The following is a 16687-nucleotide window of genomic DNA, read 5'->3' as shown; positions in this document are numbered from 1 at the left end:
ACGGCCGACGATGTCGGAGTGTGATGAGGTGTGTGATCTGCGTGATCTTCGTGAACCGGGGGTAGCCGCTGCGCGACCAGCAGCATGCACGGCGGGAGGTCCCCCATGTCGGCCGGTGAGTTCGCCCGCGACGAGTCCGCCGGGAACGACGACGTGTGTCGCCGTCCCCGACCCCCGCTCGAGCGCGTGCCGCACGACCGGTTCGTCGTGGAGGGCACCCGGGGGCTCCGCTGGCGGGCCCGCTGGTGGCTGCTCACCTGCAGCCCGACGAGCCGGCCGTGGTCGGCCTTCGCGCTCTGCCTCCTCGGCATCGTCGGGATGTTCCTGCCCGTGGCCCGGGACGAGAACGGGGCGGCGCTGAGCATGCTGACGCTGGCCGACGGTCCGGCGATCCTGCTGCTCGTCGCCTTCGGGGTGCTGTCCCTGCTCCCGGTCGTGGACCTGGTGCTCGGTCGTGAGCGGCTGACGCCCTGGCTGGCCTTCCCGGCCGCCCTCGGGATGCAGGTGACGCTCGCCCTGGCGCTGGTGGCCGGCAGCCAGGGCCTGGGCGCCCTGCACCCGCGCCTCTCCGGCGGGGTGACCGGGCCCGGCTTGGGCGTGCTGGTGCTGGGCGGCGTCGAACTCGGCCTCGCCGTGATCGGCGCGCTCGGGTTCGTCCGGCGGGCGACGCGGCGGCGCTACGGGCTGACCTGAGGACTCACCCGGTCGACGACCGGGCGATGAGGTCCGCGAGGACCTGACCCGGGGTCGGTGTGCCGGCATCCGAGGGCGCGGGACCGGTGAGGGGGACGCCCAGGAGCGGGCGCGGCTCGGCCGGGATCGATCGCGCCGTGTGGCTCCCGCCGAGGACGGCGAGGCCGACGAGCACGGTGCACAGCGCGACACCCGCGAGCATCGCCGCGATGAGCACGCCCGGGCGGCGGCGCCGACCGCGCTCCCGCACCCAGGGCGGTGATCCCCAGGAGACGTCGTACGGCGTCGCGCTCATGCTCAGGCACGCTAGGGACGGCGGCCCTGCCACAGGTGACGATCCGGTAGGCCTTCGGCCACGATCTCGCGCTCTGACCTGGGTCGTTGCTCCGTTCGCGATCATGAAGTTGCTCTGACTGCGCCTTGCTTTGTTCGAACTGGTGTTCGATCATAGAGGCATGGCGATCGAGGCAGGGTGGGACCCCGAGGCGGGGCTGCCGCTGCCTACGCCTCCGTCGTGGGAGCCGGAGGAGCCGGTGTGGGTGCCGCCCGCGGAGGAGGACGTCGCCCGCTGGGAGGCCGAGAACGTCGCCGTCCTGCGGGACGCGGTGTTCCCGTGGGCGGAGTACGAGTACGAGGAACCCGACGCACCGGCCGATGACGAGCCGGCGTGGGCGGTGCCCGGCGTGTCCTCCGACGCGGAGCCGTCCGGCGAGCCGTCCGGCGACGACGGCCTGTCGCCCGAGTCCGCCGCCCTGCTGGCCGAGGCGGCTGCCGCAGTCCGTGCGCAGCGCCTGGCCGGGGCACGGGTCTATCGGTCGCTACGCGCGCTGCGCCGTTCCGAGGTGCTGGCCGAGACCGGGTACCGGCGGATGAGCCGGCTGCTCGAGGACCACCTCCGGATCGACCCGAAGACCGTCACCTCCCTGGAGCGGCAGGCCGACGCGCTGTCCGAGACCGTCACCCCGACCGGCGCTACCACCCCCGCTGACCTGCCCGCCACCGCTTCGGTGGTCGAGGACGGGTTGGTGGACGAGCAGCACGTGGAGATCATCCGCAAGACGATGGAACGTCTCGGCAAGGTCCCCGACCTCGACGACGCGGTCCGTGGGGTCGCCGAGGAACAACTCGCGGGGTTGGCGGCCACGTTGTCGCCGAAGGGGTTGGCGTCGGCGGCGCGGGCGATCGCGGACCGGCTCGACCCCGACGGGGCGGCCCTAAAGGACGACCACGCCGCCGGGAACGAGTTGCATTACACGAAGCGGCGCAACGGGGACCTGCACGCGAAGCTGATCCTGCGGGAGTCGACGGCGGCGGCGTTGTTCGAGGACGCCATCCGGGCCGCCACCCCCGCCCCGGTGTCGTCGGTGGTGGCGGATCCGGAGACCGGGGCGGCGCCGGTGTCCGAGGACGGGGCGCGGGGGCAGGACCCGCGCGACGAGGCCGACCGCTCGAAGCCGTCCCGCCAAGCCTCGGGTCTGCTGGACCTGATCTCGGCGAGCCACCACGCCGGGCTGAACGAGCCCGAGCACCCGGGTGCGGTGCCGTTCCCCGACCTCGACCGCGACTTCGACACCACCGCCTGGCCCCCAGACCCCCCCCCGACCCCGAAGACCCGGCCGAGGTTGGCGAGCACGGGTCTGGCCCCAGGGGCCACGCTGGAAGCGGTGCCACTGGCACCGGTTCCCGGGGTGCCGGCAAGCCCAACCCGGATGCCACCGGCGAGCACCGGACCGGCGAGCACGGTGCCGACGAGCACGGGGCCGACGAGCACGGGGCCGACCCCGGGGACCGCACTGGGGCCGATGCCACCGGCACCGGTTCTGCCGACCCGGCCGGGCCGGACCCCGAGGAACCGGGCGAGCCGCCACTGTTCGGCCCCGGGCCACCAGACCCCGACGCTGATCCGGAGCGGGAGTCCGAGTCGCCGCCGCACCGGCCGTGGACACCACCGGACTTCGACGCCATGGCCCTACCCGGCCGCGAACGGGTCACCCTCACCGTCACACTCGACTACGAGACGCTGCGCCAACAACTCGCCGACACCAGCACAGCGCTGGCACTGCTCGGGGACTCCACCTGGATCCGCCCCGACACCGCCCGCCGGCTGGCCTGCGACGCCGACCTCATCCCCATGGTCCTGGGCTCGAAAGGCGAGGTCCTCGACGTGGGCCGCAAAACCCGGGCCATCCCCACCGCCACCGGCCGCGCCGTCGTCCGACGCGACCGGCACTGCGCGTTCCCCGGCTGCGCCAAGAAAGCCCGGCACTCCGAGATCCACCACATCATCCACTGGGGCAACGGCGGCCACACCGAGCCCGACAACCTCGTCTGCCTCTGTCGCTACCACCACGACCTCGTCCACCACGGCGGCTGGACCGTGCACATGCTCGATCACCTGCCCTGGTTCGTCCCACCCCAGTGGATCGACCCCACCCGACAACCCAGACACAACCGGCCGTGGGGGAGTGTCCGACTAACGGTGTAACTGGTCCTCTGGCTCCGGGCGTGTCCCGGGGGAAGGACCAGTCATGAGCGACACGATCGAGCCTGTGACGGCTCGGATCGATCAGCAGCAGCTCGCCAAGGAGTTGGTGGCCGCGGCCCGCGCCGAGGGCGTCGAGCTCGTCGGCCCGGATGGGCTGCTGGCGGGGTTGACCAAGACGGTGCTCGAGACCGCCCTGGAAGCGGAGATGACCGAGCACCTGGGCTACGAGGCCCACGACGCCGCGGGCCGCGACGGCGGGAACTCCCGCAACGGCACCCGCACCAAGACCGTGCTCACCGAAATCGGGCCGGTCGAGATCGAGGTCCCCCGCGACCGGGACGCCAGCTTCGAGCCGGTGATCGTCAAGAAGCGGCAACGTCGCCTGGACGGGATCGACGAGATCGTGTTGTCGCTGACCGCCCGGGGGTTGACCACCGGTGAGGTCGCCGCCCACTTCGAGGAGGTCTACGGGGCGAAGGTCTCCAAGGACACCATCTCGCGGATCACCGACAAGGTCCTCGAGGAGATGACCGAGTGGCAGAACCGGCCCCTGGATGCGGTGTATCCAGTGCTGTTCGTCGACGCGATCCACCTCAAGGTCCGCGACGGCCAGGTGACCAACCGGCCGTTCTACGTGGTCATCGGGGTCACCGTCGACGGGCGCCGCGACATCCTCGGGATCTGGGCCGGCGAGGGCGGCGAAGGCGCGAAGTACTGGCTGCACGTGCTGACCGAGATCAAGAACCGTGGCGTCGTCGACGTGTGCATCGCGGTCTGCGACGGCCTGCCCGGGCTGCCTGCGGCGATCAACACGGTGTGGCCGCCGGCGCTGGTGCAGGCCTGCGTGCTGCATCTGATCCGCAACACCTTCCGCTACGCCTCGCGGCGATACTGGGAGCAGATGGCCAAGGACCTGCGGCCGGTCTACACCGCCCCGACCGAGGCCGCCGCCGCGGAACGGTTCGCCGAGTTCATTGAGAAGTGGGGCGCGCTCTATCCGGCGATCGTCACGCTGTGGCGCAGCGCCTGGTCGGAGTTCGTGCCGTTCCTGGACTATGACGTGGAGATCCGCAGGGTCATCTGCAGCACCAACGCGATCGAGAGCCTCAACGCCCGCTACCGGCGGGCGGTGAAGGCGCGCGGGCACTTCCCCACCGAGCAGGCCGCGCTGAAGTGCCTCTACCTCGTCACGAGATCCCTCGACCCGACCGGGAAGGGACGGGCACGGTGGGCGATCCGCTGGAAGCCCGCGTTGAACGCCTTCGCGATCTCGTTCCCCGGCCGTATCGTCCCGTCAAGCACCTACTGACCCATCAACGCCAGTTACACCGGAAGTCGGACAGTCCCGGCCGTGGCATCACGCGTAGGCCATGTTCATCGCGCGGCGGACCTGCTCGAGCTTCTGGTCGGCGATGAGGTTGGCGTGGTCGATGCCGCGAGCGAGCACGTCGTCGAGGCCACCGAACGCGGCATCGACGGCGAGCTCGGCACGCCGCCGACGCAGCGGGGCGAAGAAGTCGTTGACGGCGTCCGTCACGACGGTCTTCAACGCCGCCGCCCCACCATCACCGATGCCCTCGGCCAGGTCCTCCGGGGCACGGTCGAGGCACAGCCCGGCGAGCTCGAGCAGGTTGGCGACCTCCGGTCGCGCGGCGGGGTCGTACGTGATGCGCCGGTCGCCGTCCGTCCTGGCGCGGCGGATCAGCGTGCGGGTCTCGTCGGCGGTCGCGCGGAGTTCGATCGCGTTGCCCCGCGACGTGCTCATCTTGCGGCCGTCCGTGCCGAGCAGGGTCGGGGCCCGGCCGACGAGCGGCTCCGGGAGGACGAAGACGGGAGCGGTCGGGCAGTACCGGTCGTTGAACCTCCGCGCGAGGGTGCGGGTGATCTCGAGATGGGCGAGCTGGTCCTGCCCGACCGGCACGACGTTCGCGCCGCAGAACAGGATGTCGGCGGCCTGGTGGACGGGGTAGGTGAGCATGAGACCGCTCATCGCGCGGTCACCCGCCGCCGCGGTCTCCGCTTTCACCGTCGGATTGCGCATCAGCTCGGCGACGGAGACCAGCGAGAGCAACGGCAGCAGCAGCTGGTTCAGAGCGGGCACGGCACTGTGCGTGAAGATCGTCGTCCGTGACGGGTCGATCCCGGCGGCGAACTGATCGAGCAGCATCTCGCGGACGTGGCCCGGAATGTCACCGGCGACGTCGCGGTCGGTGATCACCTGGTAGTCGGCGATGACGATGTAGCTCTCGACGCCGAGGTCCTGGAGACGGACCCGGTGGGCCACGGTGCCGAAGTAGTGACCGAGATGGAGTGGTCCGGTCGGTCGGTCACCGGTCAGCACCCGGTAGCGGTGCGGTGCGCTCTCGACGAGCGCGATCAGGTCGGTGCGGGCGGGTGCAGTGGCGGGCGGGACGGACATGAGGGATCCTCTCGGGAAGGAGAGGCCGCCTCGACCCGTCGTCGTCCGCGTCGTGAAGAGGTCGCGTCGGCCGCCGGAGAGGCGGCCGCGTGCAGGGGTCAGGGCCGCCGGGAAGGCGACGACCACCAGCACGAGACGGACGGGAACACGGCGCGGAGCATGCCACGCCGGGCACCGCCCGGCCCAGCCCCGAACCCCGGGACCGGGCCGGACAGCACGCTCAGCGGGTCGGGCAGATCGCCGAGCGCTGCGCCGCCAAGGCGGCGGCGTGCGCACGGATCGCGTCGGCGAGGGCCCGACCGTCCGCCGCGATCGTCGCCGGCGGGGCACCGCGGCGGACGTCGGCCGCCAACCGCGCCCGGGCGGCCTCGACCGCGGCGGCCGTGCGCACGACGTCCGCGTTCCCGGCGGCGGGAACGGGGCCGGGCTGCGGGCACGGCACGACGACGGGCGGCACGGTCGGCGACGACGGGCGAGGCGCCGACGACGGCGCGGTCGTGCCCGACGACGGCGCGGTCGTGCCCGACGACGGCGCGGTCGTGCCCGACGACGGCGGTGGCGTCGTACCCGAGTCCGACGACGGCGGCGTCGTACCCGAGTCCGACGACGGCGGTGGCGTCGTACCCGAGTCCGACGAGGGCGGCGTGGTCGACGGGTCCGTCGACGGCGGCGTCGTGACCGGGAGCAGGACCTGACCCGTCACGGGGTCCAGATCGCCCGGGAGCACCCCCAGCGCGCCCACCTTCGTCCCGTTCGTCCCCCGACAGGTGGTCCCGTCGAGCGTGTAGCCGGACGGGCAGCCCCACACGATGTCGTCGGCGTGGGCCACCCCGAGTCCCACCGTCCCGCCCGCGAGCACCAGCCCCGCGAGCACTCCGGCCGAGCGCCTGACCATCCGCTGCCCCGTCGTCATGACCGTCCCCTCTCGTCGCACGGGCAGATGTCGGGGGCGGTCCGGAGCGTCGTTACCCCGACGCGCGGGGCCGGTCGAGGGTCCACTCGATGCGTGGACCGGGCTGGACAGCGCCGGACGATCCGTGCTCGTGACCGCCCCCGCGGGTAGACCGGGGGACGTGAACAGCACCGACGTCCTCGTGGACGCCTTCGGCCGGGTCCGCTCCGACGTGCACCGCGCGGTGGAGGGTCTCGACGAGCGCGCCCTGAACCTGCGGCTCGACGACGAGGCCAATCCCGTGGGGTGGCTCGTCTGGCACCTGACCCGTGTGCAGGACGACCACATCGCCGACCTCGCGGGCCACCAGCAGGCCTACACCTCGCAGGGCTGGGCGGACGCCTTCGGCTTCGACCTCGACCCCACGTCCATCGGCTACGGCCACACCAGCGAGCAGGTCGCGGCCGTCCACGTCACGGACGCGCAGATGCTCCTCGACTACTACGACGCGGTGCACGACCGGACGGTCGACTACCTGCGCACGCTCACCGACGACGACCTCGACGAGGTCATCGACGAGGCCTGGGACCCGCCGGTGACGCGCGGGGTCCGGATCATCAGCGTCGTGGACGACGACATCCAGCACGCGGGGCAGGCCGCCTACGTCGCCGGGATCGCCCGACGCCGGTGATCACCGATCCTGCCCGATGATCACGAACGACGTCTTGATCCGGTTCGTCCGTACCCGCACGTTTTCTCGATCAAGCGTCGAGACGTGTGATTGAAACCGCACGCTCGGTGGAACTCGGGGGCGTTCGATCACGCCGACGGGGAGGACCACCATGTCCACGACCAGTGAGAGCCGTGCCGCCGTGCACGCATCCACGATGGACGAGCACGCCGCCGATCCGACCCGGGCCTTCGCCGACCCGGGCCCACTCGGGTTGGCGGCGTTCGCGCTGACGACCTTCCTGCTGAGCCTGTTCAACGCGGGCCTCGCCCCCGAGGCGCTGGAGTCGACGGTGCTCCCCCTCGCGCTGTTCTACGGCGGGCTGGCCCAGTTGATCGCGGGCCTGTTCGAGTTCCGCAAGGCCAACACGTTCGGGGCGACCGCCTTCGTCTCGTACGGCTCCTTCTGGCTCGCGTTCGCCGCGTTCGTCAAGTTCGTGGAGCCGGGCCTGCCGCAGGGTCAGGCGACCACCGGGGCCGGGCTCTTCCTGCTGGGCTGGGCGATCTTCACCGGCTACATGCTGATCGCCTCGCTGCGCACCACCGGCGCGCTCATCGCCGTGTTCGCGCTGCTGTTCCTGACGTTCCTGCTGCTCGCGATCGGCGACCTGACCGGCACCGACGGCATCGCCACGGTCGGCGGCTACGTCGGCATCCTCACCGCGCTCGCCGCCTGGTACGCCTCGTTCGCGGTCGTCACGAACGCCACTTGGGGCCGTCAGGTCCTGCCCACCGCGCCGCGCTAACCCACAGGTGTCACCGGGTGGGTCGCTGTCCACCCGGTGCCGCCGGCGGTGCCACACTCCGCCGCCATGGGGGTCCTGCCACGTCTCGCACTGTTCCTGACGACGGGTCTGGTCGGCCTGGGAGGGACGGCCTGCGCGGCCGAGCCCGCACCCGCCGCCGGGAACGAGCCGCCGCGCACCGTCGAGTGCCCGGACGCGCAGTGCACCGTCACGGCCACGCCCGGCACGGTGGTCGACCTCGGTGACGCGGGCACGATGACCGTGACCGACGTCGGGTCGCGCACCGTCACGACGAGCTCCGGCGGCTCCCGGATCACCTCGACCGCCGGCGGGACGAACACGCTCGACGACGTGTCCTACCGCGTCACCGAGGTGCGCGACGGGCAGGCGACCCTGGTGTTCGGAGACAGCGACACCGACTCCGACGGCGGCACCGACCAGGGCTAACGGCGTGCCGGACCCACCACGTCCCGGCGATGGGGATGGGTGGGCGTCGACAGGTCGTGGGCGACCCCGCGGCGCCACACCGTGCGCAGCGACCGGGTCGCGGTGACGTCGGTGAGCGGGTCACCCTCGACGAGCAGCAGGTCCGCCCGCCGTCCGGGGGCGACCCGCCCGCGGTCGGTCAGGGCGAAGACGTCCGCGGCCCGCGAGGTCCCGGCCGCGAGCGCGTCGGCCGGCGACATCCCCGCCCGCACCAGCAGCTCGAGCTCCAGGTGCATCGACGCGCCGTGCAGCACGGCGGCCGGGCGCCCCGGGACGTCGTTGGCGTCGGTCCCCGCGACGATCGTCGCGCCGGCCTCCAGCAGGCGGGACAGGTTGTCCTGCGCGTGCGCGTACGAGGCACCCCGGGCCGACGACGTCGGCAGCCCGCCCCGGTCGCCCGCCGCGAGCCCTGCCACCACCTCGTCGGGCAGGCGGGCGGTGAGCCGCGGGTCGGCGAGCAGGTCGCGCACCGACTCCTGCGAGGTCAGCGCAGCCATCATCGTCATGGTCGGCACCACCGTCAGCTCCGCCGCCGCGTCGACCGGGCCGTCGAGCGGCAGGTGGGTCAGAACGTCGACCCCGGCGGCGCGGGCGGTGTCGAACGCCCAGCGGGTGGGCGCGTGGGCCACCGTCAACAGGCCGCGCCGGCGCGCCGCCCCGCACACCGCCGCGACCGTCTCCGGGCCGAGCGTGGGCCGCGTGACGTCCGCGGCGTTCTCCACGAACACCTTGAGGTAGTCCGAGCCCTCCCGTTCCCGATCGGCGACGAAGCGTTCGGCGTCGTCCGGGCCGGACAGCCCGGGCATCCGCCAGCCGGTCGGGTCGGGCGGCAGCATCACGGCGGGCCAGCCGTCGACCGCCCCCGCCATCAGCCCCGAGCTGCGCACGTCGGCCTCGTCGTCGCGCGAGGCCGCCCGGCGCCGCAGCATGGCCGTGAACTGCGGCGGGGCGGAGAACATGTCGAGCACGGTGGTCACCCCGTGCCGCAGGTCCTGGCCCAGGTTGCCGGCGCCGCGCAGGTGCACGTGGGCGTCGATCAGCCCCGGCAGGAGCGTCGCGCCGCGCGCGTCGACCTCGCCCTCGGCCGGCGCCCGCTCCCCCGGCTCCACGGCCCCGATCACGCCGGCGTCGTCCACGACGACCGTGGCCACCCCGATCGACCGGTCCCCGTCGAACACCCGCGCGCCCACGATGGTCGTCCCCATCGGGCGAGTCTGCCGGTGCCGGGCCCGTCCCCGGAACCCCGACGACGGGCCGGTGCGGTCAGGACGCGTCGGCCGCCAGGCGCTCGCGCAGGCTCCGGGGGCGCAGGTCGGTCCAGTGCTCCTCGACGTAGGCCAGGCACTCGGCGCGCGCAGCACCCTCGGGACCGTCGCCGAACACGATCGTCCAGCCGCTCGGGACCTCGGCGAACACCGGCCACAGGCTGTGCTGGTCCTCGTCGTTCACCAGCACCCGGAAACGGCCGTCCTCGTCGTCGAACGGATTGGTCATGGCGGGTCGACCTCCTGGAGAGTCGGCAAGGTAAGGCGACCCTAACCCACGCGACACGCGGCGAGCAGTAGGAAGGCCGGCTCGCGCGAGAGCCGGTCGAACGCCTCCGGGTCGCGCTCGGCCATCGACGGCAGCGGCCGCGGCTCGACGAGGTCGGTGAGGACGAGGCCCGCGCCCGTCACCCAGGCCGCCATCGCGCCGAGCGGGTGGTGGAAGAACCGCACGACGACGTCCTCGCCGGCCATCCGCCACGTGTCCGCCACCCGGTAGCTCTCCAGGTACGTCCCGTGCGGCTCGAGGCTCGCGATGCGGACGTCGGTGAGCGGGTGGTGCACGCTCGCCACCAGCCGCCCGCCCGGCCGCAGGACCCGGGCCACCTCGGCGAGCACGGCCGTCCAGTCCGGCAGGTAGTGCAGCACCAGGCCCGCCACGACGAGGTCGAAGCTCCCGTCCGGGAACGGCAGCGGGTCGGCCAGGTCGTGCACGACGAACGCCGCGTCGGAGAGCCCGCGGGCGTGCGCCAGCAACGGCGCGCTGCCGTCGACGCCGGTGACGCGCGCACCGCGCCCGACCAGCGCCGCCGTCGTGACCCCCGGCCCGCAGCCGAGGTCGAGCACGTCGAGCCCGGACACGTCCCCGGCCAGGTCGAGCAGCGCGGGGCGCTCGTAGTACGCGTTGTACGGCGCGACCGCGTTGTGCGCCGCGTAGGCGGCGGCGTGCTCGACGTAGGGGTCGCTCACGACGCCGGCGGGATCTCCGGGGCCGGCACCTCGAAGGCGTTGAGCAGCGCCGACGTGGCCAGGTACATGCCGATGAGGTGCACCATGTCGAGCACCCCGTCGCGGCCGAACGCGGCCTCGGCGGCGGCGTAGGTCGCGTCGGCCACCCGGTGTTCGCGGACGAGCTCGGCGGTGAACCGGTGGGCGGCGAGCTCGGCGCCGGTGAAGCCCTCCACCGACCCCGTGCGGATCCCCTCGATCACGGCCTCGGAGAGTCCCACCGACCGGCCGACCGCCACGTGCGCGTAGATCTCGTAGGCCGCGTTCCAGGCGACGCCGACGGTGAGGATGACGACCTCGCGGATCGGCGCGGGCAGCGAGGAGTTCCGCTGGTCGTTCGCGACCCACTGGTTGAACCCGGCGCCCTGCCCCGGACGCAGCACGAAGGCGTTGAACGGGCCGATGAGGCCGCCCTGGTCGTCGGTGGCCGCGAAGCCGGAGCGCTCGGCCCACACCTTCTGGCGCTGCCGGACCCGCTCGGCGGCGGCCTGCTGGTCGTCGTCGAGGTCGATCGACTCGTTGCGGGGCAGGCGTCCGCCCCAGTCCTTCGCGTCCGCCGCGGGGAGATCGTTCACGACGACGGATTACCCCGCCTCGGGCGGCGTCCACCGGAAGAGGGTGGAGTCACGCCGCACGAACCCGCACCGCTCGTAGAGCCGGATCGCGGCCTCGCGGGACGGCCGGGAGGTGAGGTCGACGGTGCGGGCGCCGACCTCGACCGCGCGGTCGAGCGCGGCGCGCACCAGCGTCTCGCCGACCCCGCGTCCCCGCGCCGCGTCGTCGACCACCACGTCGTCCACGTGCGCCCGCAGCCCCGTCGGCAGCGGGTAGGTGACGAGCGTCAGCGCCCCGACCACCGTCCCGTCCAGGGACGCGGTGAACAGCGTGCACGCCTCGTGCTGCACCACCCAGGCGATCGTCTGCTCGTCGAAGGCGGCCGAGCGGGAGAGCTGGGGCAGCAGGCGCCGGACCGCCTCCAGCAACGCGTCGTCGACCCGCTCGACGATCTCGATGGTGACGGTGTTCGGCTCGCTCACCCCCGCGACGGTAGACCCGGGGCGGGGACCTCCAGGCGGGTGAGGGACCGGTCGAGCACCGTCACGAGCAGGAAGAGCCCGGCCGCCACGAGCATCACCACGGCGAGGACGTGCAGCCCGGCCGTGGTCGCGCCGCCGGCGCCGAAGGCGAACCCGCCGGTGGTACCGGCGGCGATCGCGCCGAGGTAGAAGAACGTCCGCATCAGGCCCGCGGACGACGCCGTGCGCTCCGGGTCGGCCTGGCGGTAGACGGCGTTCTGGATCGCCAGGTTGTTCAGCCCCTGGGGCACGCCCGCGACGAGGGCGACCAGCACGATCAGCCAGATCGGGCTCGTCGGGCCCAGGACCAGCAGCAGGACCGCGACGACGACCTGCCCCGTCGCGCCCACCAGCAGCTTCCCGCGGATCTCGCGTCGCCGGCCGGTGAGCGCCGCGACCCCGATCCCGGCCAGGAAGATCGGCAGCAGCACCAGTCCCGCCCCCGACGCCGACAGTCCGCGCCCCTGTTCCAGCCACTGCGTCCAGCCGTAGAGGATCGCGTAGGAGACCGTCGCGCCGAGCAGGGCGCGCACGAACGTCAGCAGCAGCGGGCGGTTGCCGGCGAACACCCGGACGTCGAGGAACGGGTGCGTCGCCCGCCGCTCCCACCACACCAGCCCGGCCGCGGCCGCCACCGTGCCGATCCCGAGGGGCCACAGCGTCGGCCGCTCCAGGACCAGCAGCAGCGTCACCAGCGTCCCGGTGAACAGCGCGATGCCGGCCGGGTCGACCAGGGAGACCACTCGCTCCCCCGACCGCTCCCCCGCGGCGCGCGGCAGACGCCACCACCCCACCGCGAGGGCCAGCACCGCCAGCGGCAGGTTCACCGCGAAGGTGGCCCGCCAGCCGGCGACCCCGACGAGCAGGCCGCCGAGGGTCGGGCCGACGACCGCGATCGTCTGGGTCGCGACCGAGAGCACCGTCAGCACCGTCTCCGGGCTGTCCCGCCCGGTCCGCTCGGACTCGCGCCGCACCAGCGCCATCGCCGCCGGGTAACCCGCGCACGTGCCGAGCCCGATCACGACCCGGGCCGCCACGAGCGTGCCGATGTCGGGGGCGAGCGCGCCGAGCAGGCCGCCGAGCCCGACGAGGGTCGTCCCGACGAGGTAGAGCGGGCGCGGCCCCCAGAGGTCCACGAGCCGCCCGGTCACCGGCTGGCCCACCGCGGTCGCCAGGTACAGCCCGGACACCAGCCACGCCGTCTGCGCGGCCGGCGCCCCGAGCGCCGCGCCGATCGGGACCAGCGCCACCGCGATCAGCGTCGAGTTGACCGGGTTGAGGATCGACCCGAGCACCATCGGCGCGAGCAGGCGGCGGTCGAAGGCGTCCGCCCTCGCCGCGGTCACGCGATCACCTTCTCCAGCAGCGCCATCGCCTCGAGGACGTGCCGCTGCTCCTCGGGGGTCAGCCGCTGCGCGAGCGCGTCCGCCAGCCACCCCTGCCCGGCGGCCCGCGAGGTGACCAGCAGGTCCCGCCCCGCCGCGGTCAGCGACGCCACCTGCCGCCGCCCGTCGTCGGGATCGGGATCCCGACGGACGAAGCCGCGCTCGACGACGGCGCCCACGGCCGCCGCCATCGACTGCGGGCGGACCCGCTCCGCCGCGGCCAGCTCGCTGACCGTGGCCGGGCCCTCGCGGTCGAGTCGCGTCAGCACGCCGAGCTGGGAGGCGGTCAGCTCGGCCCGGTCGAAGTTCTCGCGGAGGCGCCGGCGCAGCCGCCCCAGGGTCACCCGCACCGCGCGGGCCGCGTCCACCGCCGACCCCTCGGTCGCGTCCATCCACGCCTCCGGAAAGACAGTTCGAACTGTTCAGTCGGGACTGTACTCCCGGCCCTGCCGCTCGGCGCGGGGCGACGACCCTCCACCGCGACGGGTGGAACCGGACGAACGGGGCGGCGGAGCCGCGACCCGGCGAAGCGCGCCAGGGCCGTTCGCCGGGTTCCTGCTCCACGCGGCCGTATCCACCCTCGCTTCCCGACGGCGGATGTCGGCGGGTCGGCGCCGGACGGTCGCCTGCTGCGACGACCGGACGACGAGCGGAGCGACCGCACCCGGCCTCGCGCGGGCTGCAGGTCACGGAAAGGTCTCGGTACGGTCTCGACCGGCTCACCACCCGGTGGGCCACCGCGCTCCTCGCCCGGGTCACCGCCCCGTCCCGGTGACCCGCTCCCCGGGCGACGAGCGAGGGACGACCGCGTGCGGTCCCCCGAGCCGATCCCCAGCGGCCCGAGGACCGCCCGAGCGGCCGCAGGACGGGAGCGGTGGACCCCGAACCACCGTGTCCGGCCAGGAGAACACCCCATGGCACGACACGCCGCCGTCGCCGGCAGTCCGGTCACCGCACCCTTCGGCGCGATCGACCTCCCCTCCGCCCCGGCGCCCCGTCGCCGCGGCGGACCCCGCACCGCGTCGGGACCGCTCACCACCGGCTCGCTCACCCGCGCCGGCATCGCCGCCGCCCTGGTCACGGCCAGCGCCGCGGCCGTCGCCGGCTCGACGGGCACCTTCCCGGCGCTGTCCGACGCCGAGGTGACGAACACGGGCGCCAACCTGCTGTCGGTCTCCGCCCCCGACGCCGCCGCCGTGCCCGCACCGCGCGCCGCGACCGTCACGCCCGTGTCGCTCGCCGCCGCGCCGGCCATGTCCGCGCCCGCCGTGAAGTCGGTGTCGCCCGCCCAGAAGGCCGCGGCGGCGCAGGCGAAGCAGGCGAAGGCCGCCGAGCAGACGGCCGCGGCGAAGAAGAAGGAGAGCGCGGCCCCGGCGAGCCTCGGGTCGCTCGGCGAGCGCATCGTGGCCCAGGCCGCGGAGTTCAAGGGCGTCCCCTACGAGTGGGGCGGCACCACGCCCAGCGGCTTCGACTGCTCCGGGCTCACCAAGTACGTCTTCGGGAAGATGGGCATCAGCCTGCCCCGCACCGCCCAGCAGCAGTACGACAAGGCCGAGCACATCTCGCAGAGCCAGGCCCAGCCCGGTGACCTGGTGTTCATGGGCGGCGAGAACAGCATCTACCACGTCGCGATCTACGCCGGCGGCGGCAAGATGTGGACCGCCCCCGAGACCGGACAGACGGTGAAGCTGGGCAACCTGTTCGGGGACTACTCGTTCGGCCGCATCCGGTGATGTAGCTCTCCCGGAGAATTGCTGACACTCGCTGCCACATTCGCGATGGAGCGGGTACCACGAACAGTGGCCCCCGATCGAGCTCGCTGACGCAGGAGGCGGCATGTCGACCGACACCGGTCTCGACGCCCGGACCGCGGTCGTCGAGGACGAGCGGCGTCCTGCGACGACCGCGCCGGCGGCGGCCGCCCCGGCGCCGGCGCGGCCCGCCCCGGCCGCGCCGCCGGCGGCCCCGGAGCGGCCCGCGCCGTCGTCGGGCACGACCGGCGGGAACCCGTGGATCATCCCGCTGCTGGTGCTCGTGGCCGGGATGTTCATGTCGGTGCTCGACATCAGCATCGTCAACGTCGCGATCACGACGATGCAGAACGACTTCGGCGCCACCACCGACGAGATGCAGTGGGTGTCCACGGCGTACTCGCTCGCCGAGGGCGTCGTCGTGCCCGCCAGCGCCTGGCTGGGCATCCGGTACGGGCTCGGCCGCGTCTACACCATCGCGATGATCTTCTTCGCGATCTTCTCCACGCTGTGCGGGTTCGCGTGGGACATCAACTCGATCATCGCGTTCCGCATCCTGCAGGCGATCCCCGGCGGCGTGATCCCGGTGGTCGCCCTCGCCGCGCTCTACAAGATCGTGCCGAAGGACAAGCTCGGCGCCGCGATGGGCATCTACGGCCTGGGCATCATCTTCGCGCCGGCGATCGGCCCGACCCTGGGCGGCTACCTCGTCGAGTACGTCAACTGGCGGCTGATCTTCTTCATCAACGTGCCGATCGGCGTGGTCGGCGTGCTCGCCGCGATCTTCTTCCTGCCGACGTTCTCCCGGACGAAGGGCAAGAAGCTCGACGTCCCCGGCTTCGCGGCGGTCGCGGTCGGGCTGTTCTCGCTGCTGCTGGCGCTGCACGAGGGCCCGAAGTGGGGCTGGACGTCCTACCCGACGCTGATCCTGCTGACCGTCGGCGTGCTCGCCCTCGCGCTGTTCGTGGTGATCGAGCTCGAGGTCGACGAGCCGCTGCTCGACCTGCGGGTGTTCACCCACTGGCCGTTCACCAACTCGCTGCTGCTCATCGCGATCATCTCGATGGGCCTGTTCGGGGTGCTCTTCTACATCCCGGTCTTCCTCCAGCAGTACCAGGGCCTCGGCGCCTTCGAGACCGGCCTGCTCCTGCTGCCCCAGGCGCTCGTCATGGCGTTCGTGATGCCGGCCGCCGGGTTCATCTACGACAAGATCGGTGCACGAGTCCCCGCCGCCCTCGGCCTCGCGATCGTCGCGTGGACGACGTGGGAGCTGGCCGGGATGACGATCGACGTGTCCCACGGGCACCTCGAGCTGCTGCTCGCCGCCCGCGCCGCCGGGATCGGCCTCGCGATGATGCCGATCATGACGGGCGGTCTGGGCTCGCTGCCCTCGTTCCTCTCCGAGAACGGCAGCGCGGTGAACACCCTGGTCCAGCGCGCCTCGTCCGCGATCGGCCTCGCGGCCATGACCGCGATGATGACGATCCAGCAGGCGCAGGCCTCCGCCGACCGCACCGGCCTCGCGTCGATGCCGGACGGGTCCGGCGGGGCGGGCGGGTCCGGTGCCGGTGGGATGATGATGGAGTACCAGATGTACTCCCGGCTGCAGTCGCTCTCGTTCGTCACCGCGATGAACGACCTGCTCTACGTCACCGCGATCCTGACGGCGCTCGGCGTCCCGCTCGCCCTGATGCTGCGACACGGGAAGCCGGCGCCGTCGGACGGACCGGCGATGGCCCACTAGGTGGCCTT

The 16687-nt window shown here is 73.2% G+C and carries 18 protein-coding genes and 1 pseudogene; 9 read left to right on the top strand and 10 right to left on the bottom strand.

Annotation, left to right across the window (positions count from 1 at the left end; all coding sequences use genetic code 11):
• Nucleotides 1–105 precede the first annotated feature (105 nt).
• The gene (locus ACQPYX_RS10110) at nucleotides 106–693 is read left to right on the top strand and encodes a hypothetical protein (protein WP_433802774.1); all 588 of its coding nucleotides are present in this window, start codon (nucleotides 106–108) and stop codon (nucleotides 691–693) included.
• A gap of 4 nt (nucleotides 694–697) precedes the next feature.
• Here ACQPYX_RS10110 and ACQPYX_RS10105 read toward each other — a convergent pair whose 3' ends face one another.
• Nucleotides 698–988, bottom strand: coding sequence for a hypothetical protein (locus ACQPYX_RS10105; protein WP_433802773.1), 291 nt, complete (start codon nucleotides 986–988; stop codon nucleotides 698–700).
• A 160-nt stretch (nucleotides 989–1148) separates the two neighbouring features.
• Between ACQPYX_RS10105 and ACQPYX_RS10100 the strand changes: the two are divergent.
• The 3 genes and pseudogenes from ACQPYX_RS10100 to ACQPYX_RS10090 form a co-directional block, all read left to right on the top strand.
• Nucleotides 1149–2192: pseudogene (locus ACQPYX_RS10100) on the top strand (DUF222 domain-containing protein); the annotation flags it as partial.
• 464 nt (nucleotides 2193–2656) lie between these two features.
• Complete coding sequence (locus tag ACQPYX_RS10095; RefSeq protein WP_433802772.1) at nucleotides 2657–3178, top strand: HNH endonuclease signature motif containing protein; 522 nt, start codon at nucleotides 2657–2659, stop codon at nucleotides 3176–3178.
• Nucleotides 3179–3221: 43 nt separating this feature from the next.
• Entirely contained in the window at nucleotides 3222–4487 is a 1266-nt protein-coding gene (locus ACQPYX_RS10090; RefSeq protein ID WP_433802771.1) for an IS256 family transposase, read from the top strand.
• A gap of 48 nt (nucleotides 4488–4535) precedes the next feature.
• Here ACQPYX_RS10090 and trpS read toward each other — a convergent pair whose 3' ends face one another.
• Nucleotides 4536–5597, bottom strand: a complete 1062-nt coding sequence (trpS, locus tag ACQPYX_RS10085) for a tryptophan--tRNA ligase (protein WP_433802770.1) — start codon at nucleotides 5595–5597, stop codon at nucleotides 4536–4538.
• A gap of 220 nt (nucleotides 5598–5817) precedes the next feature.
• A complete protein-coding gene (locus tag ACQPYX_RS10080; protein WP_433802769.1) occupies nucleotides 5818–6510 on the bottom strand; it encodes a hypothetical protein in 693 nt (230 codons plus the stop codon).
• Between the two features lie 160 nt (nucleotides 6511–6670).
• Here ACQPYX_RS10080 and ACQPYX_RS10075 point away from each other — a divergent pair, with 160 nt between their 5' ends.
• The 3 genes from ACQPYX_RS10075 (at nucleotide 6671) to ACQPYX_RS10065 (ending at nucleotide 8411) form a co-directional block, all read left to right on the top strand.
• Nucleotides 6671–7180: a mycothiol transferase gene (locus ACQPYX_RS10075; RefSeq protein WP_433802768.1), complete on the top strand. Its 510-nt coding sequence runs from the start codon at nucleotides 6671–6673 to the stop codon at nucleotides 7178–7180.
• A gap of 151 nt (nucleotides 7181–7331) precedes the next feature.
• Entirely contained in the window at nucleotides 7332–7964 is a 633-nt protein-coding gene (locus ACQPYX_RS10070) for an acetate uptake transporter (protein ID WP_433802767.1), read from the top strand.
• Between the two features lie 66 nt (nucleotides 7965–8030).
• A complete protein-coding gene (locus ACQPYX_RS10065) occupies nucleotides 8031–8411 on the top strand; it encodes a hypothetical protein (RefSeq protein ID WP_433802766.1) in 381 nt (126 codons plus the stop codon).
• Here the strand turns inward: ACQPYX_RS10065 and ACQPYX_RS10060 are convergent.
• From ACQPYX_RS10060 to ACQPYX_RS10030, 7 genes are read right to left on the bottom strand one after another with little or no spacing between them, the layout of a single operon-like run.
• Entirely contained in the window at nucleotides 8408–9655 is a 1248-nt protein-coding gene (locus tag ACQPYX_RS10060) for an amidohydrolase family protein (protein ID WP_433802765.1), read from the bottom strand. The two genes, ACQPYX_RS10065 and ACQPYX_RS10060, sit on opposite strands and share 4 nt — an antisense overlap.
• Before the next feature lie 58 nt (nucleotides 9656–9713).
• Nucleotides 9714–9944, bottom strand: a complete 231-nt coding sequence (locus ACQPYX_RS10055) for an MbtH family protein (RefSeq protein WP_433802764.1) — start codon at nucleotides 9942–9944, stop codon at nucleotides 9714–9716.
• Between the two features lie 41 nt (nucleotides 9945–9985).
• Entirely contained in the window at nucleotides 9986–10684 is a 699-nt protein-coding gene (locus tag ACQPYX_RS10050; RefSeq protein WP_433802763.1) for a class I SAM-dependent methyltransferase, read from the bottom strand.
• The gene (locus ACQPYX_RS10045; RefSeq protein ID WP_433802762.1) at nucleotides 10681–11298 is read right to left on the bottom strand and encodes a carboxymuconolactone decarboxylase family protein; all 618 of its coding nucleotides are present in this window, start codon (nucleotides 11296–11298) and stop codon (nucleotides 10681–10683) included. Before ACQPYX_RS10045 ends, ACQPYX_RS10050 begins: the two co-directional genes overlap by 4 nt.
• Before the next feature lie 9 nt (nucleotides 11299–11307).
• Complete coding sequence (locus ACQPYX_RS10040) at nucleotides 11308–11760, bottom strand: GNAT family N-acetyltransferase (RefSeq protein WP_433802761.1); 453 nt, start codon at nucleotides 11758–11760, stop codon at nucleotides 11308–11310.
• Complete coding sequence (locus ACQPYX_RS10035; protein WP_433802760.1) at nucleotides 11757–13145, bottom strand: MFS transporter; 1389 nt, start codon at nucleotides 13143–13145, stop codon at nucleotides 11757–11759. The genes ACQPYX_RS10040 and ACQPYX_RS10035 overlap by 4 nt, the downstream gene beginning before the upstream one ends.
• Complete coding sequence (locus ACQPYX_RS10030; protein ID WP_433802758.1) at nucleotides 13142–13576, bottom strand: MarR family winged helix-turn-helix transcriptional regulator; 435 nt, start codon at nucleotides 13574–13576, stop codon at nucleotides 13142–13144. Before ACQPYX_RS10030 ends, ACQPYX_RS10035 begins: the two co-directional genes overlap by 4 nt.
• Before the next feature lie 522 nt (nucleotides 13577–14098).
• On the opposite strand from ACQPYX_RS10030, the gene ACQPYX_RS10025 reads away from it, so the two are divergent.
• On the top strand, nucleotides 14099–14917 hold the full coding sequence (locus ACQPYX_RS10025; RefSeq protein ID WP_433802757.1) for a C40 family peptidase: 819 nt from the start codon (nucleotides 14099–14101) through the stop codon (nucleotides 14915–14917).
• A gap of 103 nt (nucleotides 14918–15020) precedes the next feature.
• Nucleotides 15021–16679: a DHA2 family efflux MFS transporter permease subunit gene (locus tag ACQPYX_RS10020; RefSeq protein WP_433802756.1), complete on the top strand. Its 1659-nt coding sequence runs from the start codon at nucleotides 15021–15023 to the stop codon at nucleotides 16677–16679.
• The last annotated feature ends 8 nt before the right edge of the window (nucleotides 16680–16687 follow it).

The organism is Actinomycetospora sp. CA-084318, assembly GCF_050955885.1.
GTDB lineage: Bacteria > Actinomycetota > Actinomycetes > Mycobacteriales > Pseudonocardiaceae > Actinomycetospora.
This window is presented reverse-complemented; position numbering and strand designations above follow the sequence as displayed.

What these genes read in the sequence shown, in the direction of transcription:
- ACQPYX_RS10110 (WP_433802774.1), top strand. Translation starts at nt 106, where the DNA reads ATGTCGGCCGGTGAGTTCGCCCGCGACGAGTCCGCCGGGAACGACGAC.
- ACQPYX_RS10105 (WP_433802773.1), bottom strand. Translation starts at nt 988, where the DNA reads ATGAGCGCGACGCCGTACGACGTCTCCTGGGGATCACCGCCCTGGGTG.
- ACQPYX_RS10095 (WP_433802772.1), top strand. Translation starts at nt 2,657, where the DNA reads ATGGCCCTACCCGGCCGCGAACGGGTCACCCTCACCGTCACACTCGAC.
- ACQPYX_RS10090 (WP_433802771.1), top strand. Translation starts at nt 3,222, where the DNA reads ATGAGCGACACGATCGAGCCTGTGACGGCTCGGATCGATCAGCAGCAG.
- trpS (WP_433802770.1), bottom strand. Translation starts at nt 5,597, where the DNA reads ATGTCCGTCCCGCCCGCCACTGCACCCGCCCGCACCGACCTGATCGCG.
- ACQPYX_RS10080 (WP_433802769.1), bottom strand. Translation starts at nt 6,510, where the DNA reads ATGACGACGGGGCAGCGGATGGTCAGGCGCTCGGCCGGAGTGCTCGCG.
- ACQPYX_RS10070 (WP_433802767.1), top strand. Translation starts at nt 7,332, where the DNA reads ATGTCCACGACCAGTGAGAGCCGTGCCGCCGTGCACGCATCCACGATG.
- ACQPYX_RS10065 (WP_433802766.1), top strand. Translation starts at nt 8,031, where the DNA reads ATGGGGGTCCTGCCACGTCTCGCACTGTTCCTGACGACGGGTCTGGTC.
- ACQPYX_RS10060 (WP_433802765.1), bottom strand. Translation starts at nt 9,655, where the DNA reads ATGGGGACGACCATCGTGGGCGCGCGGGTGTTCGACGGGGACCGGTCG.
- ACQPYX_RS10055 (WP_433802764.1), bottom strand. Translation starts at nt 9,944, where the DNA reads ATGACCAATCCGTTCGACGACGAGGACGGCCGTTTCCGGGTGCTGGTG.
- ACQPYX_RS10030 (WP_433802758.1), bottom strand. Translation starts at nt 13,576, where the DNA reads ATGGACGCGACCGAGGGGTCGGCGGTGGACGCGGCCCGCGCGGTGCGG.
- ACQPYX_RS10025 (WP_433802757.1), top strand. Translation starts at nt 14,099, where the DNA reads ATGGCACGACACGCCGCCGTCGCCGGCAGTCCGGTCACCGCACCCTTC.
- ACQPYX_RS10020 (WP_433802756.1), top strand. Translation starts at nt 15,021, where the DNA reads ATGTCGACCGACACCGGTCTCGACGCCCGGACCGCGGTCGTCGAGGAC.